The following is a 20,131-nucleotide window of genomic DNA, read 5'->3' as shown; positions in this document are numbered from 1 at the left end:
GGGCTGCGCATGCAGCCCAGCGGCGATCAGGTCGTCTCGTCCTGATACCAGACGCCTTCGGCCAGCATCATCTTCTGATGCCCGTGCCCGGCAGGCATCATCGGGAAGCAGTTCTCCTGCGCCGCGACCGCCACGTCCAGGAAGTAGGGGCCGTCATGCGCCAGGCAGTCGGCGAGCGCGGCATCCAGCTTTGCCGGATCGTCCACGCGGGCCGCGCCCCAGCCGAAGGCGCGGGCCAACGCCACGAAGTCGGGCAGCGAGGCGTTGTAGCTGTGGCTGTAGCGCCCGCCGTGGATCAGCTCCTGCCATTGCCGCACCATGCCCATGTAGCCGTTGTTGCACAGCACGACCTTGACGGGCGTCTGGTGCTGCATGGCGGTGGACAGTTCCTGGATGTTCATCAGCACCGACGCGTCGCCGCTGACGCAGACCACGGTCTTGTCCGGATGGGCGACCTGCGCGCCGATGGCGGCGGGCACGCCATAGCCCATGGTGCCGGCGCCGCCGGAGGTCAGCCAGCGGTTGGGCTTGTCGAAGCGCAGGTACTGCGCGGCCCACATCTGGTGTTGGCCCACGTCGGTGGAAACGATGGCATCGCGGTCGGACAGCGCGTCGTTCAGGCGCGCCATCAGATGCTGCGGCAGGATCGCGTCGGCCGCCGGGGTATAGCCCAGGCAGTCCTGGGCGCGCCAGGCGTCGATACGCTTGTACCAGGGCGCCAGCCGCGCCGCGTCCATGGGTTCCTCGCCGAGTTCGGCGCGCAGCGCGCGCACCAGCGGCAGGCAGTCGCCCACCAGCGCCACGTCCACGCGCACCACCTTGTTGATGGAAGCCGGGTCGATGTCGATGTGGATCTTGCGCGCATGCGGGCAGAACTCCGACAGCTTGCCTGTGATGCGGTCGTCGAAGCGGGCGCCGATGCAGACCACCAGGTCGGCGTTATGCATGGCCAGGTTGGCCTCGACCGTGCCGTGCATGCCCAGCATGCCGACGAACTGCGCGTCGGATGCGGGGAATGCGCCCAGGCCCATGAGGGTCAGGGTGCAGGGCGCGCCGGTGTGGCGCACCAGGTCGGTAAAGGCCTCGCAGGCCTCGGGGCCGGCGTTCACCAGCCCGCCGCCGCCGTAGAAGATGGGGCGCTTGGCCTGCGCGATCAAGGCGGCGGCGCGGCGCACGGCCGACTGCGGCAGCTTGGGCGCCAGCTTGCCCGCCTGGCGGCGTGCGCGCAGCGCGGCCAGCTTCTGTTGCGAGGGCACGGCATCATCGTCCGCGTCGCGAGGCACGGCCAGCTGCACGTCCTTGGGGAAGTCCAGCAGCACCGGGCCGGGGCGGCCCTGGCGGGTCAGTTCAAAAGCGCGGGCCGTCACCGCTGCCACGTCGTCCACCGAACGGACCTGCGTATTCCATTTGGTCACGGAGCGCGAGATGCCGATGGCGTCGCACTCCTGGAAGGCGTCCGTGCCGATGGCGGCCGTGGCAACCTGGCCGCTGATACAGAGCACCGGGATCGAATCGCACATGGCATCCAGCAGGCCGGACGTGGTGTTGGCCATGCCCGGACCGGAAGTGACGAAGACCACGCCGGTGCGGCCGGTGCTGCGAGCATAGCCTTCGGCAGCATGCACGGCGGCCTGTTCGTGGCGTACCAGCACGTGGCGCAGGCGCGGCTCGGCGTACAGGGCGTCGTACAGCGGCAGCACCGCGCCGCCGGGGTACCCGAAAATGGTATCCACGCCACACGCGATCAGCGTATCGAGCAGAATTTTCGCCCCGTTGTCAGCGGGGCGTTCAGTGGCGGCAAGCGCGGCGGCGGCGGTGGGGTGCAGGCGATCGTTCATGCTATCTATCTTATTCGTAGATCGGAAGAATATTTATCTTCTTTTCCACGGATAACCGCTGAACGGAGTAAATTTATCTTTGATTTTAAGGAATCAAAGAAAATGAACCTGGACAAATTTGATCTCGCCATACTCAAGGTGCTGCAGGACAACGCGCGCGCCAGCCTGAACGACATCGGCGCGGCGGTGGGCCTGTCGTCCACGCCGTGCTGGAACCGCATCAAGCGCATGGAAAGCGCAGGCGTCATCCGCGGCTATACGGTGGACATCGATCCGGCCAGCCTGGGTTTCATGGACACGGTCATTGTCCACGTCACCCTGGAGAGCCACAGCGAGGAAACGCTGTACGAGTTCGGCCGGGCGCTGGCGCAGATACCCGAGGTCCTGGAAGCCTTCCTGGTCTCGGGCGACTACGACTATTACATCCGCATCGCCGTGCGCGACACCCGCGACTACGAACGGCTGCTGCGCGAACAGCTCTACCGCATCCCGGGCATCCGGCACAGCAAATCCTGCTTCGTGCTGCGCCGGTTGAAGGAAACCAAGCTGCCGTTGACGGGATTGGCGGAATAGGCTCCGCCCTAGCGCAGCACGAAATCCACCGGCACGGCGGGCTCGGGCAGAGGCCGCACGCCCAGGCCTTCCAGGAGGTCGATCTCGATCACCCGGGCCAGCGCCGACAGCGGCAGGTCGTTCTCGTCGGAGCCGAAGGGGTCTTCCAGTTCATCACCCACCGCGTCCAGGCCGAAGAAGGTGTAGGCCACGATGGTGACGGCCGCCGGCATCATGTATTCCAGCGTGCCCACCAGGCCGAAGGGCAGCAACAGGCAGAACAGCCAGGCCGTGCGATGCAGCAGCAGCGAATAGGCGAAGGGCGAGGGCGTGAACTTGATGCGCTCGCAAGCCGCCTGGATGGCGGCGCAGGCGGCCACGCGCTGGGTCAGGGCCTGGTACAGGATGTCGCTCAGCTCCCCGCGCCGCAGACAGGCCGCCAGGTCGCGGTTGATGGCCATGAGCAGGGCGTCGGGCACGTTGCGGCAGCCGTTGAGGGTCTCGGCCTCGTCCTGCTGCACCCAGGGGCGCGCGGCAGAAGCCATGTCTTCCTGACGCAGCCGCGCCGCCAGCGCGTAGCCGAAGCCGATGCAACGGCGCACGATGCGTTCCTGCACCGGGTTGGCGGTGCTGGCCGCCAGCAGCACCGCGCTTTCGCGCGCCAGGCTGCGCGCCTGCACGATCAGTTCGCCCCATTGCTTGCGCGCTTCCCACCAGCGGTCGTAGCAGACGTTGTTGCGAAAGCCCATGAACACGGACAGGGCCAGGCCGAACAGCGAGAACGGCACCGCCGACAGATGGGCGGGCGAGAACCATGCCTGGTGGTACATCCACACCACGAAGCAGGACAGCGCCGTGATGACGAGGATGCGGCTGAGGATCCGCGGGATGATGGACCCGCGCAAGACAAAGAACAAAGCCAGCGCGGAAGGACGCGGACGGACAATCATGGTGCTAACCGGAGGAACAAGGCGGCGCACACTATACGCCCATCAAGCTGTCAAAAACGCGCCGATATAATTCTGTTTCGTCTCACCGCCACTTCCATCGAGCAATGACCAACGAAGACACCCCGATCAAGCCCTGGTATGCCGTCCGCCGCTCCAAGCTGCACGGCAACGGCGTCTTCGCCGCGCGCAAGATTCCCGCGGGCACGCGCATTATCGAGTACGGCGGCGAACGCATCAGCGCCAAGGAAGCCGACCGCCGTCATCCGACCAATCCGGACGATCCCTTCCACACTTTCTTCTTCGCACTGAGCTCCGGCCGCGTGATCGACGGCGGCGACCAGGGCAATGATGCGCGCTGGATCAACCATTCCTGCCAGCCCAACTGCGAAGCCCAGGAAGGCAAGCACGGCAAGCGCGTCTACATCGTCGCGCTGCAGGACATTCCGCGCGGCACCGAGCTGTCGTATGACTACGGCCTGGTGCTGGACGGCCGCATCACCAAGAAACTGAAGGAAGGCTACCGCTGCCTCTGCGGCACGCCGCCGTGCCGCGGTACCATGCTGGCGCTGCCGGCCAAGAAGAAAAAGAAAGCCGACGAGCCCGAGGCCGTCGAAGCCGGCGCCTGAGCATCGGCGGGGTCCGACCCCGCCCCGCCGAAGACCCCAGGCGCAGCAAGCGTATTCCGGCCCCAGCCCCGGACAGGCGTACAATCCGCAAGGTCGTTAACACGACATGCAGTACGTCTTCAGGGCGGGGTGTAATTCCCCACCGGCGGTATGCCATGCAATATGGCGAGCCCGCGAGCGCCCGGCGTCCTTCACGGACACCGGGGTCAGCAGATCTGGTGAGATGCCAGGGCCGACGGTCATAGTCCGGATGAGAGAAGATGTGCCGGCACAACGGTAGCACCGGGCGCACCCGCGCCCGGACTGCCGTATTGCGTTCGGCTGTCGAGTAGCCCTGAAACGTTTTTCGCCCCTTTCAACTTGCGAGAGCGTTTCAAATGTCCAACGTTACCCTTACCCCGCAGTCCCCCATCCCCAGCCTGGCTTCGCAGCCTTTTGCCGCCCGCTTGCAGCGCGCCCTGCATCATCTGCGCCTGGGCCGTCCCGTCATCCTCATGGACGATTTCGACCGCGAGAACGAAGCCGACCTGATCGTGGCCGCCGACAAGCTGACCGTGCCTGTGATGGCGCAGCTGATTCGCGACGGCAGCGGCATCGTCTGCCTGTGCCTCCCCGGCGAAACCCTGGACCGGCTTGAATTGCCCCCCATGGTCCAGCGCAACCAGAGCCGCTTTGCCACCGCCTTCACCGTTTCCATCGAAGCGCGCGAAGGAGTCAGCACCGGCGTGTCGGCCGTGGACCGCGTCACCACCATCCGCGCCGCCATTTCGCCGTCGGCGCAAAGCGATGACATCGTCAGCCCGGGCCATGTGTTCCCGCTGCGCGCCCAGCCGGGCGGCGTGCTGACCCGCCGCGGCCACACCGAAGGCTCGGTGGACCTGGCCGTGCTGGCCGGCCTGCGCCCGGCCGGCGTACTGTGCGAACTGATGAATGCCGACGGCACGATGATGCGCGGCGCCGCGCTTGAGCGCTATGCCGCGCAGCACGGACTGGTGGCGCTGACCATCGCGGAACTGGCCGACCATCTGCAACAGCTGAAGGACGGCCAGGCCGAGGCGATCGACGACGAAGTGCTGGAGATGGCCGCGACGGTCTGATCTTGAGCAGGCGGCGCCGGAACCGGCGGCCGCCTTTTTTACCTACGCGTCCTGAGCGCCATGGCGACGACCATCGCCGCCAGCGCGCACGCGCCGCCCATCGCATACACCGCGCCATAGCCTTGCTCGCCGGCCAGCCAGCCCGCCGCCGGGCTGCTCAGTCCCAAAGCCACGTCCAGGAAGGCCACATACGCCCCCATGGCAGCGCCCCGGCTGGCCGCCGGCACGCGGCGCACGGCTTCCACGCCAAAAGCGGGGAATGCCAGCGAATAGCCCGCGCCCGTCAGCAGCGCGCCGGCATAGGCCCATGCCGGCGTGGTTCCGGTCCAGATCAGCCACTGCCCCGCCGCTTCAATCAGCACGCACACCAGCGCCACGCGCGCGCCGCCCAGCTTGTCCGGCAGGCCGGCAAAGAACACCCGCGCCAGGATGAAGCCCACGCCGAACGCAGTGAACATCCACGCTGCGCCATCCCAACCACGCTGCGAAAACAGCAGGCTGACGAACGCAGTGATCACGCCGAAGCCGACGCTGGCCAGCGCCAGGCCCGCGCCGGGCAGCAGCACCAGACCCAGCACTTGGTAGAAAGGCGTACGCACGCCGCCTGCCGCACGCACCCCGCGCAAAGGCAGCACCAGCGCCAGGGCCGCCAGGGGAATCAGCGCCGTGGCCCAGGCGATACCCGCAAAGCCCGTGACGCCGTAGAGCCGCATGCCGGCGGGCGCGCCCAGCGCATAGGCGGCGTAGATCGCCACGCCGACCCAGGCCATCACGCGGCCCGCGTTCTGCGGCCCCACGCGGCCCACGCCCCAACTCAGGGCGCCGGTGACGATCAGGCTTTCGGCGCAGCCCATCAGCGCGCGTCCGGCCAAGAGCGCGGCCAGCGCCGCCTGCGGCCGCGCCGACAGGTCATCGGCCAGCAGATAGAACAGGCCCGCGATGGAGCCCAGCACAAAACCGCCCACCACCGCGCGCTTGGCGCCGCGGCGGTCGGCAAGCGAGCCCGCATAGGCGCGCGACAACAGGGCGGCGGCGAACTGCAGGCCGGCCACCACCCCGACCACCAGCGCGCCCAGCGCCAGCGTGCCGTCCACATACAGAGGCAGCACCGGCATGGGCAGGCCAATCATGAAGAACCCGACGAATACCGCCAGCGCGAGCGGCAGCACTTGCGCGAAGACAGAGCGCACGGGCCCCTGGGCCGCGGGCATGGCCCCGGCCGTCGATGAATGCGACATTGAATTTCCTTAAGTGAGAGATGCGCAAACCGGAACCAGTTTGAAAACCGCCGATGGCATAATCCCCGTGTGCGGGCGATGAACCGGATTGCCTGCTGGAAATTTTATGAGCCATTGCTCATATTCGATACTCGCCTTTCACAGTACCCATGACCGCCATTCCACAGCCCCGGAAATCGCCGCGCCAGCTCAGATCCCAGCACACCGTAGAGACGATTTTGCAAGCCACGGCTCGCGTTCTGGCCACCCACGGCTATGCGGGCACCAATACCAATCTGATCGCGGAAACTGCCGGCGTCAGCGTCGGCTCGCTGTATCAGTACTTCCCCAACAAGAACGCCCTGATCGCGGCGCTGCACAACCGCCACGACAACCAGATGCTGGACGTCATCGACTCGGTCCTGGACAGCAATCCCGCGGCCACGCTGCGCGAGCGCGTCGCGGCCATCGTCGAGGCGATGCTGCACGCCCACCTGCTGGAACCCGCGCTGCACCGCGTTCTGGAAAGGGAGTTTCCGCTGTTCGACCAGCCGCACGAACACAGCCGCGCGGACCAGGATATCCACAGGCGCATGCGCCATCTTCTGGAACTGCATCGCGCCGAAATCGCGCAGCAGGACCGGGATCTGGCGACCTATGTGGTGTTGCGCATCATGGAGTCACTGGTGCATGCCGCGGCGCTGGAACCGCCCGCGGGATTCTCGACGCAGCAGTTGGAACAGGCCGTGGTCAACGCGGTGATGGGATACCTGGGCGAACCCGCCGCGCGCCGCGCGCCGCCGAAGGCAGCGAAGGCAGCAAAGGCAGCGAAAACGGCGCGCAGCTAGCCGCGCCATGGTTCGGGACGGTCAGCGTCCCGGTTCGCGGGCCATCTGCGCCAGGCAGTCGGCGGCGCTGCCCGTGACGATGCGGGCGCTGCACGCCAGCATCAGATTCAGGTTCAGGCCGAAGTCTTCCACGGTGTAGCCCTCGGCATCGACCATGCGCGATGCGCCGTCGTCTGCCGCAGCCCCCACCGCCACCTGATCGATCAACGAGCCTGCCTGGCCGGTGTAAGCCCATACCGGCTTGCCGCAGGCGCTGGCGTAGCCGACTTCAAATGCCGTGCCCGAATCGGGTTCGGCGCCGCGAAACGGATTGAGGTTCGCCATCACCATGTCCGCGCGCCGGATGAGCGCGACGTTCTCGCGATAGATCCATTGGGCCAGCGCCTGGCCGGACAAGCCCTGCGGCGCTTCATTGTCCAGCGGAAACAGGCCGTCGAAACCGTAGGTGGCGCACAGCGCCTTCAAGCGTTTGCCGTGCGCCGCCGCATCAGGCAGGAACACGTCGAAACCCGCCAGATATACGCTGCGCATCATGGTTACTCCGGATCGGAAACGTTGAAGGCTTCGCCGGTGGCGAAGAAGGAGCCGCCCGCCACGTAATGGACCGAACGGCGCTCGTCGTCGGGGAAATGCCAGCGATTGCCGGAAAACACTTCAGGCGCGGCCCACGCGGCCACGACTTCGCCGATGAAGAGGTCGTAGGCCTGCTGGTTGTGCGGTTCGGGCACGACGCGGCATTCCAGCCAGCCCAGGCAACCGCTGATGAGCGGCGCGCCGATCTTGCTGGCGGGGAAGGTCGTCAGGCCGCTGGCCTGGAATTTGTCTTCGTCGCGCCCGGAATCGGTGCCCACCCGCAGCGTGGCGCGGGCCTGCGCGCGCGACGGGATGCACAGCGCGAATTCGCCCGACGCCTCGATCAGGCCGCGCGTGTAGGTGTTCTTGTCCACCACCACCAGCATCTTGGGCGGACTGAAGTCCAGGGGCATGGCCCAGGCGGCCGCCATGACGTTGCGCGCATCGCCATGGGCGCTGGTCACCAGCACCGTGGGGCCGTGGTTCAGCAGCAGATAGGCGCGGGACAGGTCTACGGGTTCGATGCTGGACATGCGGCGCTTCCTAGAACATGCCGTTCTTGTTGGCGGGGTTCTCGGGGATTTCCTGGCTCACGTCCCAGTGTTCCACGATCTTGCCGTCTTCCACGCGGAAGATGTCCATTACGGCCTGACCCCGGTCTTCCGGCGAATCGCGCCACAGGTTGTGGATCAGCACCAGGTCGCCCTCGGCGATCACGCGCTTGATTTCAACGATGGACTGCGGATGCTGCTCGAAATAGGCGGGAAAGAAATCCACCAGCGGACCAACGCCATCCTGCATGTAGGGGTTGTGCTGGACGTAGTTCGGGCTGACGTACAGGCGCACCGCCTCGTCGACGTCGCGGTCCTGGAACATCATGCGAAAGAACGCCACCACGAGGTCCTTGTTGGACTGGGGTGCGGCCGCGCTAGCCGGCGCGGCTGCCAGACAGGTGGCGGCAACCAGCAGACATAGGGCCAACGATTTCAACTTCATACGCATACGGGGCAAACTCAGGTGTCGGAACGCCGGCTGGCGGTGCGCCAGTTTACAAACAAAAACATGGATTCCGGGCCTAGGCCCCCAATGGAAAAGGGCCTCTTGCCGAGGCCCTTCGTGATCCGCGGACGGCCAGGATCAGTAGCCGACGGTATAGCGGCGGCGCGAATGCTTGGGCGTTTCGAGTTCATCGACCAGCGCAATGGCATAGTCTTCCATCGAGATCCAGCTCTTGCCTTCGTCATCGGCCAGCAGGGTGTCATCGCCCAAACGGAACTGGCCGGTGCGCTCGCCCGGCTCGAACAGCGCCGAAGGCGACAGGAAGGTCCAGTTCAGCACTTTTTCATGGCGCAGCGTGTCCAGGAACACCACGCCGGCGCGCGCCTCGGGCTTGTAGGCATCGGGGAATTCGGGGGTGTCGATCAGCATCTTGCCTGGGGCGACCAGCAGGCTGCCCGCGCCGCCGACCACCAGCAGGCGCGGCACGCCCGCGTCCTTCACGGCGCTCAGGAGCGGCTTGGCGTCCGACGATACGAAGCGCGACGCGCTGATCACGGCGTCGTGGCCCTTCAGCAACGAGGTCAGCGCTTCGGGATCGGTGGCGTCGCCCTGCTTGATGGTCAGGCCGAGCTGCGGATTCACGTCGGACAGGTTGCGGGCGATGCCCGTGACCTGGTGGCCGCGCTTGAGCAATTCGTCCGCCACGCGCGAACCCACGCGGCCGGTGATTCCGATCAATGCAACTTTCATGGTCTTGCTCCTTGGGTAGGGGAGCCAGGGCCGCCGCAACTTGCGGCGCTACGCTCCGGCTCAGGCAAAGCCATACTATTCGTACAAATCCGATCAAAAAACCCGTAAAACCGGATGAGTTTTTTGCAATTTATGCACCAATACCTGGCAAACCCGCCCGGAACGAACCGAAGAGGCAGCCCTGCCGGCGTCTTCGCCGCCGTCAGGCCAGTGTGCTCCCGGCGGCCCCGCTTGAACAGGGGGCCGCCAGACAGGGCGGCGTTCAGGCCGCGGCGCGCTGCGCCTGATAGACCTGCAGATGCGCGTAAGCCGTGCGCAGGTAGGTCGCGTCCACGCCCAGGGTGCGGGCGCGCCGCACCATGTCGCCGACGATGTGGTCGGCCTCCACCGGCAGTCCCTGGCTCAGGTCGCGGAACATCGACGCGGTGACGGGCTGGGTACGGTCGGTAATCAGCTTGCGCGCCGAGGCGTCAGCCTCCGGCCGCACGGCGTGGCCCGACGCCGCGGCAACGGCCTGCGATTCCTGCAGCAGCCCGCTCATGATGTCGATGCCGTCGTCGGTAGAGGCAATCTGCCCGACCGAGCCGCGCATCAGGCAGGTGGCTGCGGCCAGCGTGGTCAGGAACACGTATTTTTCCCAGATGTCCTGGTAGATGTCGGTGCTCAGGCGGCTGACGTATTCGCCGCCGGCCAGGGCCTGTTCCAGCGCGACGCAGCGTTCGCTGCGGGCGGGGCCGGCGCGCTCGCCGAAGACGATGTTGGCGTACTTGCCCAGATGCACCACTTCGCCCTCGGGGCCCAGGGTGGCGTTGATCTGGCACAGTCCGCCCAGCACACGATGCGGTTCGAATTCGCGGTCCAGCACGTCGTACTGCAGCACGCCGTTCATGATGGGCAGCACGGCGGTATCGGGCCCGACCGCGGGACGGATGGCCTCGATGGCGCTGGCCAGGTCATAGGCCTTGCAGCTCAGCACCACCACGTCGTAGCTGCCTTGCAGGGTCTGTTGCGTGACCAGCTGCGGCTGCAGCGTGGCATCGCCCAGCGGGCTCTTGATGCGCAGGCCCTGTTCGCGGATCCGCGCGGCGCGCGGCTCGCGCACCAGGAAGGTCACGTCCGCGCCCGCCTGGGCCGCCCGTCCGCCAAAGTAGCCGCCGGTGCCGCCGGCGCCCAAGAACAAAATCCGCATGCCTGTCTCTCCTTGTAGGCCGCCCGCCGTCTGCGCGGGCTCATGGCGGAATTATGCGCCTTGCGGGGGGAGCGGGTGTTCGTGCTCCTGCCAGGCTTGGTAACCGCCGCGCAAGGCCCAGGTCTTGGGGTAGCCCGCGGCGCGCAGCCGCGACGCCAACAGCGCGGCCGACACCTCGTTGGGGCAGGCGCAGTACACGACGATGTCGGATTCCAGCGCCTGGGCATCCAGCCGGGGCAAGGGCGCTTTCAGGTCCACGGCGATGGCGCCGGGGATGCGCTGCTCTTCGCGCACCGCCTCGGGGCGCACGTCGAACACCAGCACATTGCGGCCGTCCTGGCGCCACTGCATCAGCTCGTCCACTGACAGGCGCGGAATCACGCGCAGGCTGCGCAGCAGGATCCGGCGCCGCAGGAAGCGCGCCAGGATGTACAGCGCCAGCACCGCCGCCAGCACGCCCAGCCCCATCGCACCGTAGGTGCCTAGGATTTCCAGCACATCGTTGACCACGTTGTGGAACAGGCCGCCCAGCAGCAGGGCCGAACCCGACCAGATCAGGGAGCCCACGATGTCGTAGCCCAGGAAACGACGGTAGGGCGTACCCGTCAGGCCTGCCATCACGGTGGACAGCGCCCCCGCGCCAGGCAGGAACTTGCACACCAGCAGCGCGCGCACGCCGATGCGCAGGTACAGGCGCTGCGTCTGCCGGATGCAGGAGTCCTGCGACAGCGACATCTTGCAGATCACGCCCAACAGGCGCGAGCCGTAGCGCTGGCCGGCCACGTACCACAGGCTGTCGGCCAGCAGGCAGGCGACCGTAGCCGCCATCCAGGGCACGAGCCACCCACCCGCGCCGGCCAGCGCGCCGGCGGCAATCAGCATGGGATAGGCGGGCACCGGCAGGCCGGCCTGCTCGACCAGCACGTTGGCGAACACCAGCCACCCGCCGTACTGTTCCAGCAGCAGTTGTATATCTTGCATGGGTCTTCCAGCTTGCCGCGCCACGCGCGCGGCTCATGCCTGGGATTTTAGGCGCGCGGGCCCTGGATCGGGGTGTGGGCAGCCGCAACGGCCCGTTCCATGCATCGAATTTCGTTCAGTCTGGGCTGGACGGTTCAAATCGCCGCGCATTCAGCCCATCTCGCTGGCAAGGAGTCGTGATGGACGAGCCAGCGGTTGATGCCCGGATCGATCCAATCCAGGACCTCCTGGATATCGCCATGGATATCCTTCACCGAAGGCTCTACCCACAGCAGCGGTTCATGGTGCATGAACCGGTTGCGCAAATCCCGAATGCGGTTCAGGGACGAACTGATCGGGCCACGTCGGCGCTTGGCTTTCGGACAGGTGGGAAAGGCCAGGAGGAGGCGCCCCCATAACGTGCGCCCATGCTGGGCATTGAACAGCCGCGTCCACGATCCAAAAGTCAATTCGGCAACGATCTTGTCAGTAGTGACGCGTTCCCGGCGTCGCCGGATCTTGATCCCCGCGTCTCCCACCGCCACGTGCAGCCACTCGAACTCAGGGGAGGGCAGACCATTCCACCAGTCGGCGCTTCCCATCGACCTGCTCAGGCTTCGATGGACGGCGTTGCGAAGAACGATCTCCATTGTCTGCAAGGCGGGCATCAGCGCCTGCGCCAACCGGACATTGTGATCGTAGGCAACGGCCGCCCGCAACGCGTCTCCGCCATAGCTGTTCAGATAGCGCCCCATTCGCGGGGCGGAGAACACCGTTTCCCGCAGTTTCCATTCCATTAGTCCTATTCTCCCCTTCCAAGCAGGGCGCTCCTGCACCATCGCCGAAAGCTTGGTTGAAAGTCATGCTCAAAAACGGTACAGTCAACGCGCTGCCCTAGAAAAGCCACTCCCAGATGTGAATGCTGGTGATGCAACTAGGTCCGAACGATGGCCCCACTTCGGTGGGGCCTCCCTATTTGTGCGACCGATACGTCAAGTCGGCCCGCACCGCCGCCACTCTCTCAGACTGGCGTGTACCTGCCCGCTCTGTTTCCTTCGCCAGTGTGCAAACAGAGTTCAAGGCCCAATAATGAAGCGTCGCCAGGATTCTTGCCCCCTGCCCAGATGAAATTTCAGACTCCCTGAACTTTGACCTGGTTACGCACTCTGTCCACCCCTTGGCAGACACGCACCGCTCTGGTGCCACCAATCCCCGCCAGGGTGCCTATAATCCTGCCCGGCCATCAGGTTTCCCCGACTTGTCGCGGGAATGCCCCATGGCATACAACTTGCTTCGCCAGGGCTGGCTGCGAACCCGACCATTCGGATGGGGCGCGTCGCCTGGCGCTCCCCATCCGATGACCGATCCCACGCCCTCGTTTCCGTACGCTAGTCCCGGCACGCCTGCCGGCGGCGGCCATATGGAACGGGGCCGCGGCCGCGCGCGCGCCAGCCGCGCGCGGGCCAGCGCCCATCGCCTCCAATACCCATCCCTTTCCCTCCCTTCGCAGGAGTCACCCGCATGAAAGCCTCTTCCACCCCGTCCGTCGCCGGCATCGCCCGCCGCGGCCTGCTCAAGCTGGCCGCGGCCGCCGCCGGCGCGCTGATGTTCTCGGGCGCCGCCCTGGCCCAGGCGCCCGCCAAGACCAAGGTCGCCGCCATCTACACGGTGCCGGTCGAACAGCAATGGGTGTCGCGCATCCACAAGGCGCTGGTCGCGGCCCGCGATCGCGGCGAGATCGAATACACGTTCTCGGAAAACGTCACCAACGCCGACTACGAGCGCGTGATGCGCCAGTACGCGGAACAAGGCAACAAGCTGGTGGTGGGCGAGGCCTTCGCCGTGGAAGCCGCCGCCCGCAAGGTGGCCAAGGACTATCCGCAGACCGCTTTCCTGATGGGCTCCTCGGGCAAGCCGCAGCAGCCCAACTTCTCGGTGTTCGACAACTACATCCAGGAACCCGCCTACCTGACCGGCATGATCGCCGGCGGCATGAGCAAGACGGGCAAGATCGGCCTGGTGGGCGGCTACCCCATTCCTGAAGTGAACCGCCTGATGCACGCCTTCATCGAAGGCGCCAAGGAAGTGAACCCGCAGGCCGAATTCACCGTGACCTTCATCGGTTCCTGGTTCGATCCCCCGAAGGCCAAGGAAGCCGCCTTCGCCATGATCGACAAGGGCGCGGACGTGCTCTACGCCGAGCGCTTCGGCGTGTCGGACGCCGCCAAGGAACGCGGCAAGCTGGCCATCGGCAACGTCATCGACACGCAACAGCAGTATCCGGAGACCGTGGTCGCCTCGGCGCTGTGGAGCATGGAACCCACCATCGAGGAAGCGCTCAAGCAGGTGCGCGCCGGCACGTTCAAGGCCGACGACTACGGCCAGTATTCTCTGATGAAGCACAAGGGTTCCTCGCTGGCGCCGCTGGGCACCTTCGAAAGCAAGATTCCCGCCGACCTGATGGCCAAGGTCCAGGCCAAGCAGAAGGCCATCCTGGACGGCAGCTTCAGCGTCAAGGTCAACGACAAAGAACCCAAGTCCTCGGCACGATGAACCACGCGCCTCTCGCCCTGCAACTGACGGGGATCACCAAACGCTTTGGCAGCCTCACGGCCAACGACGACATATCGCTCACGCTGCGCCAGGGCGAAGTGTTGGCCTTGCTGGGCGAGAACGGCGCCGGCAAATCGACCCTGGTGTCGATCCTGTTCGGCCATTACGTGGCCGACGCCGGCAACATCGAAGTCTTCGGCCAGGCCTTGCCGGCCGGCCGGCCCGACGCCGCGCTGGCGGCCGGGGTCGGCATGGTGCATCAGCACTTCACGCTGGCCGACAACCTGACCGTGCTGGACAACATCATGGTCGGCACGGAATCGCTGTGGAAGCTGGCGTCCGGCCGCGGCAAGGCGCGCCAGCGCCTGGTTGAACTCGGCCAACGCTTCGGCCTGGGCGTGGACCCGGACGCGCGCGTCGGCACGCTGTCGGTCGGCGAGAAGCAGCGAGTCGAGATCCTGAAGGCGCTGTACCGCGGCGCGCGCGTCCTGATCCTGGACGAGCCGACCGCGGTGCTCACGCCGCAGGAAGTGCAGGACCTCTTTGCCACCCTGCGCGGCTTCGTCGATGAAGGCCTGGCCGTGATCTTCATCTCGCACAAGCTCGACGAAGTCATGGCGGTGTCGGGCCGCGTGGCGGTGCTGCGCCAGGGCAAGCTGGTGGCCGAGCGGGAAACCGCCAGCACCAGCCCGGCCGAATTGGCCGAGCTGATGGTGGGCCGCAAGGTCGTCATGCCGCACGCCGAAGCCGTGGCCGCGACCGAGCAGGCCGCGCCCGTAGTGACCTTGTCGCAGGTGACGGTGCGCGACGGTCGCGACGGCGCGACGCGCCTGGACAGCCTCGACCTGGTTGTCCACAAGCACGAGATCGTGGCGATCGCGGGCGTGGCCGGCAACGGCCAGCAGGCGCTGGTGTCGGTGCTGACCGGCCTGCGCCAACCCACCGACGGCACCATCCGCCTGGGTCCCGAACATGCGGCGGCGCCCACCACGCCGGCCGGCTGGACCGCGGCCCACGTCGGCCGCATTCCCGAAGACCGCCACGGCGAAGGCGTGATCGGCGACAGCCCCTTGTGGGAAAACGCCATTGTCGAAGACCTGAAGGACCCGCGCTTCGCGCGCTGGGGCCTGATCCGGGCGGGCGCGGGCAAAGCCTATGCCCAGGCCCTGGCCAAGCAGTTCGACGTGCGCGCCGCGTCGCTGGACGTGCGTACCCGCAGCCTGTCCGGCGGCAATATGCAGAAGCTGATCCTGGGCCGCACGCTGGCGCGCGAACCGCGCTTCATCGTGGCCGACCAGCCCACCTGGGGCCTGGACATCGGCGCGGTCGCCTATGTGCGTGAGCAGTTATTGGCGGCGCGCACCCGTGGCGCAGGCGTCCTGCTGGTATCCGAGGACCTGGAAGAGATCTTCGCGCTGGCCGACCGCATCGCCGTGCTGTGCGGCGGCAAGCTGATCGCCGTGAAGCCGGTGTCCGAATGGACGCCCGCCACGGTGGGCCTGGCCATGACGGGCACGCAGGGATGAAAACCCGCTGCGTCCCGCGCGTCTCCACTACCTATCGAGCATTACTCGCATGAAACTGATCCTGGAACGCCGCCCGGAGCCCAGCCGCCTGGCGCTGGCCCTGGCGCCCTTCGCGGCCATCGCCTTCACGCTGGCGGTCTGCACCCTGCTGGTGGCCTGGGCTGGCGCCCCCGTGGGCCGCACCTATGCCTTGCTGTTCGAAGGCGCGTTCGGCTCGCGCTTTGCGCTGTCCGAAACGCTGACCCGCGCCACTCCGCTGATGCTGACCGGCCTGGCCTGTGCAGTGGCATTCCGCGCGCGCTTCTACAACATCGGCGCCGAGGGCCAGCTATATCTGGGCGCACTGGCCGCGGTGGCGGTGGGCGGCCTGCATGACGGCACCGGCTTCGACCTGCCCGTGCCCGCGCTGTTTGCCGGCATGATGCTGGCGGCAGCCCTGGTCGGCGCCTTGCTGCTGCTGATCCCCGCCATTCTCAAGACCCGGCTGGGCGTGGATGAAGTGGTGACCACGCTGCTGGGCAACTTCATCGTGCTGCTGTTCGTGTCGATGATGCTGGACGGCCCCATGAAGGACCCCATGGCCATGGGCTGGCCGCAGTCCGTGGCGCTCAACGGCGACCTGGAGCTCGGCAAGCTGATCGAGCGCACCCGCGCCCATACCGGCCTCTTGTGGGCGGCCGGCCTGGCGCTGGGGCTGTGGCTGCTGAATCGCTATACCGTGTTCGGCTTCCAGATGCGCGCGGTCGGCGCCAACGCGCACGCCTCGCGCTTCCTGGGCTTGCCGGTGAACCGTGTGATGCTGGGCACCGCCATGCTGTCGGGCGCGCTGGCCGGCCTGGCCGGCGCGATCGAAGTAGCGGGCCGCACCGGCTACGTCACGCTCGACATGTCGCCGGGCTATGGCTACACCGGCGTGGTGGTCGCCATGCTGGCCGGCCTGCATCCGCTGGGCGTGATCCTGGCCAGCCTGTTCGTGGCCGGCATGCTGGTGGGCGCGGACAGCATGAGCCGCGCCATCGCGGTGCCGAACTACATCGCCGACGTCATCGTCGCCACTTCGTTGCTCGCCATGCTGGTCGCGACGCTATTTGCGCAGTACCGCCTGCGCCGCAACCGGGCCTGAGGAGCGCGCCATGGAATGGATGGATCTGATGAGCTCGTCGGCGTTCTGGGTGGCGGTGCTGCGCCTGGCAACGCCGCTGATACTGGGCACGCTGGGCGTGCTGCTGTGCGAGCGCGCGGGCGTGCTGAACCTGGGCATCGAAGGCATCATGGCCGCCGGCGCCTTCACCGGCTGGCTGGTGGTGTACCTGGGCGCGCCGCTCTACGTGGGCGTGCTTGCAGCCGCGTTTGCGGGCGCCGTGTTCGGCCTGCTGCACGCCGTGCTGACCGTGCCGCTGGGCCTGTCGCAGCACGTGTCCGGCCTGGGCGTGACGCTGCTGGCCACCAGCCTGAGCTACTTCGCGTACCGCGTCACGTTTCCCAGCGTGAACACGCCGCCCACGATCACGCCGTTTGCGGAAATGAAGTTCCTGGACGGCATTCCGCTCATCGGGCCGGTGCTGGCGGGGCAGACGCCCATGACCTTGCTGGCCCTGGCCGCAGTGCCGATACTGGCCTGGGTGCTGAACCGCACGCCCGTCGGCCTGGCGATCCGCATGGTGGGCGAAAACCCGGCCGCGGCCGAAGGGCAGGGCCTGTCGGTGACGCGCCTGCGCATGGGCGCCATCGTGGCAGGCTCCGCACTGATGGGCGTGGCCGGCAGCTTCCTGACGCTGGCGGCGTTCAACGCCTTCTTCTTCAACATGGTCAACGGCCGCGGCTGGGTTTGCGTGGCGCTGGTGGTGTTCGCGTCGTGGCGGCCCGGCAAGGCACTGCTGGGCGCGCTGATCTTCGCCTTCTTCGACGCGCTGCAATTGCGCATGCAGCAAGGCGGCGCAGCGCTGCCCGGCCTGCCGGAGTTGCCGTACCAGGTCTACCTGATGCTGCCCTACGTCCTGTCCATCCTCGCCCTGGTGGTAATGGCGCGCCGCGCCGCCTACCCGCAAGCGCTGATGAAGCCGTACCGCAAGGGAGAAAGGTAGAGAGCCCCCCCCGAGCGCTGCGCGCTTCCCCCAGGGGCGTCGCTACGGACCGGCAAAGCCGGCTCCATGCGACCCGGATAGAGACACGCCAGCCTAATGCGGCGAGGGGCGCAGTACCATGAACAACAGAAACCTTCCGCAAGGACTTCCATGCTCGATCTGATTCTTAGACATTGCACGCTGCCCGATGGCCGCCAGAACATCGACATCGGCATCGCCGGCGGCCGCATCGTGGCGCTGGAGCCGGCGCTGAAGGCCGAGGCCGCGCAGACCGTGGACGCGGCGGGCCAGCTGGTGGCGCCGCCTTTCGTCGACGCGCACTTCCATATGGACTCCACGCTGTCCTTCGGACTGCCGCGCGTGAATCAGTCCGGCACGCTGCTGGAAGGCATCGCGCTGTGGGGCGAGCTCAAGCCGCTGTTGACGCAGGAAGCGCTGGTCGAGCGCGCGCTGGCCTATTGCGACTGGGCCGTGGCGCGCGGCCTGCTGGCCATCCGCTCGCATGTGGACGTGTGCGATCCGCGCCTCCTGGCCACGGAAGCGTTGCTGCACGTGCGCGAGAAGGTCAAACCCTACCTGGACCTGCAACTGGTCGCGTTCCCGCAGGACGGCGTGTTGCGCGCCCCCGGCGCCCTGGACAACCTCAAGCGCGCGCTGGACATGGGCGTGGACGTGGTGGGCGGCATTCCGCACTTCGAACGCACCATGCAGGACGGCGCGGAATCGGTGCGCATCCTGTGCGAACTGGCGGCCGAACGCGGCCTGCGCGTGGACATGCACTGCGATGAAAGCGACGACCCGCTGTCGCGCCACATCGAGACGCTGGCGTACCACACGCAGCGCCTGGGCCTGCAAGGCCGCGTGACGGGTTCGCACCTGACGTCCATGCACTCCATGGACAACTACTACGTCTCCAAGCTGATTCCGCTGATGCGCGAAGCCGGCGTGTCCGCCATCGCCAACCCGCTGATCAACATCACGCTGCAAGGCCGCCACGACACCTATCCGAAGCGCCGCGGCATGACGCGCGTGCCCGAGCTGCTGGCCGCTGGCGTGCCCGTGGCTTTCGGCCATGACTGCGTGATGGACCCCTGGTACAGCCTGGGTTCGGGCGACATGCTGGAAGTGGCGCACATGGGCCTGCACGTGGCCCAGATGACGGGCCAGGACGCCATGCGCGCCTGTTTCGAAGCCGTCACCTCCACGCCGGCCAGGATCCTGGGCCTGGACGAGACCGGCCTGGCCGTCGGCAAGCGCGCCGATCTGGTGCTGCTGCAGGCGCGCGACGCCGTCGAGGCGCTGCGCCTGCGCGCCACCCGCCTGATGGTGCTGCGCGCGGGGCAGGTAGTGGCGACCACGCCGCCCGCCACCGCCACCCTGAACCTGCCAGGCCGTCCGAGCCAGGTCAGCTTCCAGACGCCGGCCCGCTGAGCGCGTCGGGCGCGGCGCTCACACCGCCGCGCCTTACTTCAGCGGCATGCAGATACGCGTCTGCAATTGCGCCGGCGGCGTGGTGCGCGGGTCGTTCAGGTACTGCTCGAACATGGGAAAGTCCGCCGGCACCTCGCCGCTGGCCGGCAGCCATTGCGAGAACATCCAGTTGTAGGCCTTGTCCATCTCGTTATAGGGCCCGGTGTACGTCAGGATGGCGCAACGGCCTTCCGGAATCTCGAAGCGCTCCAGCTCGCCGCCCAGGTCTGCGTCCGGCGCCACCGACATGCCGGCCATGGACCGCAGCTGACTCGCAGGTACCTGCTCGGGGTCGTCGAAATACACGCCGTAGCCGATGGACTCCGGCTGCGCGATGCCGCGGCTGACGGCCAGCATGAAGGCGCGCGTGAACAGCGGGCCGATTTCCTGATAGCTGCCGCGATGCGACAGGACCGCCAGCGTCGCGCCCGGAAAGGTTTCGATCTTGATGGGATACATGCCTAGCTCCTGTGGGTCGAAGGGACGGGAGCGGACAGCCCGGTAGCGCCCCGGCGATATGCCGAAGGTCGCGCCGAATGCCCGGTTGAACGCTGCGTCTGACTCATAGCCGGCGCGCTGCGCCACCTCGCGCAAGGAAGCCTCGGAATTCCCCAACGCCACCGCCGCGCGGTGCATGCGGATGCGCTGCACGGTGGCGTTCACCGTCTCTCCCATCATGGCGCGGTAGACGCGATGGAAGTGGTACGGCGACAGGCAGGCCAGCTCGGCCAGCCGGTACAGGTCCGGATCGGCGTCGGGGTGGCTCGCCAGCCAGCGCAGGACGGGTTCCAGGCGCTGGCCATAGTGGTTCAGGGTTGCAGGCTTCATGCGGTCTCCTTGGAGAGCAATGTAGCGGGCCGGCCTTTGCAGATTTTGCGCTTTTTGCCCGCCCCCGGGCA

General features: G+C 67.0%; 20 protein-coding genes and 1 riboswitch. Of the genes, 9 read left to right on the top strand and 11 right to left on the bottom strand.

Translation table 11 applies throughout. From position 1 onward, the window contains the following. Window positions 1-26: 26 nt before the first annotated feature. The gene (gene ilvB / locus IB258_RS16150) at window positions 27-1,847 is read right to left on the bottom strand and encodes a biosynthetic-type acetolactate synthase large subunit (protein WP_125473681.1); all 1,821 of its coding nucleotides are present in this window, start codon (window positions 1,845-1,847) and stop codon (window positions 27-29) included. A 93-nt stretch (window positions 1,848-1,940) separates the two neighbouring features. On the opposite strand from ilvB, the gene IB258_RS16145 reads away from it, so the two are divergent. Beyond that, window positions 1,941-2,411 (top strand): Lrp/AsnC family transcriptional regulator, encoded by a 471-nt coding sequence (locus IB258_RS16145; protein WP_013390823.1) that lies wholly within the window; start codon window positions 1,941-1,943, stop codon window positions 2,409-2,411. 8 nt (window positions 2,412-2,419) lie between these two features. Here IB258_RS16145 and IB258_RS16140 read toward each other — a convergent pair whose 3' ends face one another. Continuing rightward, window positions 2,420-3,340 carry a bestrophin family protein gene (locus IB258_RS16140; protein WP_054455719.1) on the bottom strand — a complete coding sequence of 307 codons (921 nt, stop codon included), beginning with the start codon at window positions 3,338-3,340 and terminating at the stop codon, window positions 2,420-2,422. Window positions 3,341-3,444: 104 nt separating this feature from the next. Between IB258_RS16140 and IB258_RS16135 the strand changes: the two genes are divergently transcribed. Further along, window positions 3,445-3,966, top strand: a complete 522-nt coding sequence (locus tag IB258_RS16135) for an SET domain-containing protein (protein ID WP_054455721.1) — start codon at window positions 3,445-3,447, stop codon at window positions 3,964-3,966. A gap of 111 nt (window positions 3,967-4,077) precedes the next feature. Further along, window positions 4,078-4,232, top strand: a riboswitch (FMN riboswitch). Window positions 4,233-4,343: 111 nt separating this feature from the next. Further along, complete coding sequence (ribB, locus tag IB258_RS16130; protein WP_013390820.1) at window positions 4,344-5,063, top strand: 3,4-dihydroxy-2-butanone-4-phosphate synthase; 720 nt, start codon at window positions 4,344-4,346, stop codon at window positions 5,061-5,063. Window positions 5,064-5,101: 38 nt separating this feature from the next. On the opposite strand, the gene IB258_RS16125 is transcribed toward ribB, so the two are convergent. Further along, window positions 5,102-6,301: an arabinose transporter gene (locus IB258_RS16125; protein ID WP_175181618.1), complete on the bottom strand. Its 1,200-nt coding sequence runs from the start codon at window positions 6,299-6,301 to the stop codon at window positions 5,102-5,104. A gap of 149 nt (window positions 6,302-6,450) precedes the next feature. Here IB258_RS16125 and IB258_RS16120 point away from each other — a divergent pair, with 149 nt between their 5' ends. Further along, window positions 6,451-7,128: a TetR/AcrR family transcriptional regulator gene (locus tag IB258_RS16120; protein ID WP_125473684.1), complete on the top strand. Its 678-nt coding sequence runs from the start codon at window positions 6,451-6,453 to the stop codon at window positions 7,126-7,128. 21 nt (window positions 7,129-7,149) lie between these two features. Here IB258_RS16120 and IB258_RS16115 read toward each other — a convergent pair whose 3' ends face one another. From IB258_RS16115 to IB258_RS16085, 7 genes are all read right to left on the bottom strand, one after another. After that, window positions 7,150-7,659, bottom strand: coding sequence for a nucleoside 2-deoxyribosyltransferase (locus IB258_RS16115; protein WP_192353049.1), 510 nt, complete (start codon window positions 7,657-7,659; stop codon window positions 7,150-7,152). A 5-nt stretch (window positions 7,660-7,664) separates the two neighbouring features. Next, on the bottom strand, window positions 7,665-8,234 hold the full coding sequence (locus tag IB258_RS16110) for a flavin reductase family protein (RefSeq protein ID WP_054455727.1): 570 nt from the start codon (window positions 8,232-8,234) through the stop codon (window positions 7,665-7,667). Window positions 8,235-8,244: 10 nt separating this feature from the next. Next, window positions 8,245-8,703 (bottom strand): nuclear transport factor 2 family protein, encoded by a 459-nt coding sequence (locus IB258_RS16105; protein WP_082401097.1) that lies wholly within the window; start codon window positions 8,701-8,703, stop codon window positions 8,245-8,247. Window positions 8,704-8,838: 135 nt separating this feature from the next. Continuing rightward, complete coding sequence (locus IB258_RS16100) at window positions 8,839-9,450, bottom strand: NAD(P)-dependent oxidoreductase (protein WP_054455731.1); 612 nt, start codon at window positions 9,448-9,450, stop codon at window positions 8,839-8,841. 262 nt (window positions 9,451-9,712) lie between these two features. Next, on the bottom strand, window positions 9,713-10,639 hold the full coding sequence (panE, locus tag IB258_RS16095) for a 2-dehydropantoate 2-reductase (RefSeq protein ID WP_054455733.1): 927 nt from the start codon (window positions 10,637-10,639) through the stop codon (window positions 9,713-9,715). A 51-nt stretch (window positions 10,640-10,690) separates the two neighbouring features. Next, complete coding sequence (locus IB258_RS16090) at window positions 10,691-11,620, bottom strand: DedA family protein/thiosulfate sulfurtransferase GlpE (protein WP_192352884.1); 930 nt, start codon at window positions 11,618-11,620, stop codon at window positions 10,691-10,693. 134 nt (window positions 11,621-11,754) lie between these two features. After that, complete coding sequence (locus IB258_RS16085) at window positions 11,755-12,396, bottom strand: hypothetical protein (RefSeq protein ID WP_192352883.1); 642 nt, start codon at window positions 12,394-12,396, stop codon at window positions 11,755-11,757. A gap of 724 nt (window positions 12,397-13,120) precedes the next feature. Here IB258_RS16085 and IB258_RS16080 point away from each other — a divergent pair. From IB258_RS16080 to IB258_RS16060, 5 genes are all read left to right on the top strand, one after another. Next, complete coding sequence (locus IB258_RS16080) at window positions 13,121-14,152, top strand: BMP family protein (protein ID WP_082401099.1); 1,032 nt, start codon at window positions 13,121-13,123, stop codon at window positions 14,150-14,152. Beyond that, window positions 14,149-15,678, top strand: coding sequence for an ABC transporter ATP-binding protein (locus IB258_RS16075; protein WP_192352882.1), 1,530 nt, complete (start codon window positions 14,149-14,151; stop codon window positions 15,676-15,678). Before IB258_RS16080 ends, IB258_RS16075 begins: the two co-directional genes overlap by 4 nt. 49 nt (window positions 15,679-15,727) lie before the next feature. Beyond that, window positions 15,728-16,801, top strand: a complete 1,074-nt coding sequence (locus IB258_RS16070) for an ABC transporter permease (protein WP_192352881.1) — start codon at window positions 15,728-15,730, stop codon at window positions 16,799-16,801. A gap of 10 nt (window positions 16,802-16,811) precedes the next feature. After that, window positions 16,812-17,762 carry an ABC transporter permease gene (locus tag IB258_RS16065; RefSeq protein WP_054455740.1) on the top strand — a complete coding sequence of 317 codons (951 nt, stop codon included), beginning with the start codon at window positions 16,812-16,814 and terminating at the stop codon, window positions 17,760-17,762. 150 nt (window positions 17,763-17,912) lie between these two features. Further along, window positions 17,913-19,193 carry an amidohydrolase family protein gene (locus tag IB258_RS16060; RefSeq protein ID WP_192352880.1) on the top strand — a complete coding sequence of 427 codons (1,281 nt, stop codon included), beginning with the start codon at window positions 17,913-17,915 and terminating at the stop codon, window positions 19,191-19,193. A gap of 33 nt (window positions 19,194-19,226) precedes the next feature. Here the strand turns inward: IB258_RS16060 and IB258_RS16055 are convergent, their stop codons facing one another. Next, window positions 19,227-20,060, bottom strand: coding sequence for a GyrI-like domain-containing protein (locus tag IB258_RS16055; protein ID WP_119449788.1), 834 nt, complete (start codon window positions 20,058-20,060; stop codon window positions 19,227-19,229). Between the last annotated feature and the right edge of the window lie 71 nt (window positions 20,061-20,131).

Source organism: Achromobacter sp. ACM02, assembly GCF_014851605.1.
Classification (GTDB): Bacteria; Pseudomonadota; Gammaproteobacteria; order Burkholderiales; family Burkholderiaceae_B; genus Achromobacter; species Achromobacter aegrifaciens.
This window is presented reverse-complemented; position numbering and strand designations above follow the sequence as displayed.

Bases quoted from the DNA above. Each gene is read 5' to 3' on its own strand.
- IB258_RS16145 (WP_013390823.1), top strand. From the start codon at position 1,941: ATGAACCTGGACAAATTTGATCTCGCCATACTCAAGGTGCTGCAGGAC.
- IB258_RS16140 (WP_054455719.1), bottom strand. From the start codon at position 3,340: ATGATTGTCCGTCCGCGTCCTTCCGCGCTGGCTTTGTTCTTTGTCTTG.
- IB258_RS16135 (WP_054455721.1), top strand. From the start codon at position 3,445: ATGACCAACGAAGACACCCCGATCAAGCCCTGGTATGCCGTCCGCCGC.
- ribB (WP_013390820.1), top strand. From the start codon at position 4,344: ATGTCCAACGTTACCCTTACCCCGCAGTCCCCCATCCCCAGCCTGGCT.
- IB258_RS16125 (WP_175181618.1), bottom strand. From the start codon at position 6,301: ATGTCGCATTCATCGACGGCCGGGGCCATGCCCGCGGCCCAGGGGCCC.
- IB258_RS16120 (WP_125473684.1), top strand. From the start codon at position 6,451: ATGACCGCCATTCCACAGCCCCGGAAATCGCCGCGCCAGCTCAGATCC.
- IB258_RS16115 (WP_192353049.1), bottom strand. From the start codon at position 7,659: ATGCGCAGCGTATATCTGGCGGGTTTCGACGTGTTCCTGCCTGATGCG.
- IB258_RS16110 (WP_054455727.1), bottom strand. From the start codon at position 8,234: ATGTCCAGCATCGAACCCGTAGACCTGTCCCGCGCCTATCTGCTGCTG.
- IB258_RS16105 (WP_082401097.1), bottom strand. From the start codon at position 8,703: ATGCGTATGAAGTTGAAATCGTTGGCCCTATGTCTGCTGGTTGCCGCC.
- IB258_RS16100 (WP_054455731.1), bottom strand. From the start codon at position 9,450: ATGAAAGTTGCATTGATCGGAATCACCGGCCGCGTGGGTTCGCGCGTG.
- panE (WP_054455733.1), bottom strand. From the start codon at position 10,639: ATGCGGATTTTGTTCTTGGGCGCCGGCGGCACCGGCGGCTACTTTGGC.
- IB258_RS16090 (WP_192352884.1), bottom strand. From the start codon at position 11,620: ATGCAAGATATACAACTGCTGCTGGAACAGTACGGCGGGTGGCTGGTG.
- IB258_RS16085 (WP_192352883.1), bottom strand. From the start codon at position 12,396: ATGGAATGGAAACTGCGGGAAACGGTGTTCTCCGCCCCGCGAATGGGG.
- IB258_RS16080 (WP_082401099.1), top strand. From the start codon at position 13,121: ATGAAAGCCTCTTCCACCCCGTCCGTCGCCGGCATCGCCCGCCGCGGC.
- IB258_RS16075 (WP_192352882.1), top strand. From the start codon at position 14,149: ATGAACCACGCGCCTCTCGCCCTGCAACTGACGGGGATCACCAAACGC.
- IB258_RS16070 (WP_192352881.1), top strand. From the start codon at position 15,728: ATGAAACTGATCCTGGAACGCCGCCCGGAGCCCAGCCGCCTGGCGCTG.
- IB258_RS16065 (WP_054455740.1), top strand. From the start codon at position 16,812: ATGGAATGGATGGATCTGATGAGCTCGTCGGCGTTCTGGGTGGCGGTG.
- IB258_RS16060 (WP_192352880.1), top strand. From the start codon at position 17,913: ATGCTCGATCTGATTCTTAGACATTGCACGCTGCCCGATGGCCGCCAG.
- IB258_RS16055 (WP_119449788.1), bottom strand. From the start codon at position 20,060: ATGAAGCCTGCAACCCTGAACCACTATGGCCAGCGCCTGGAACCCGTC.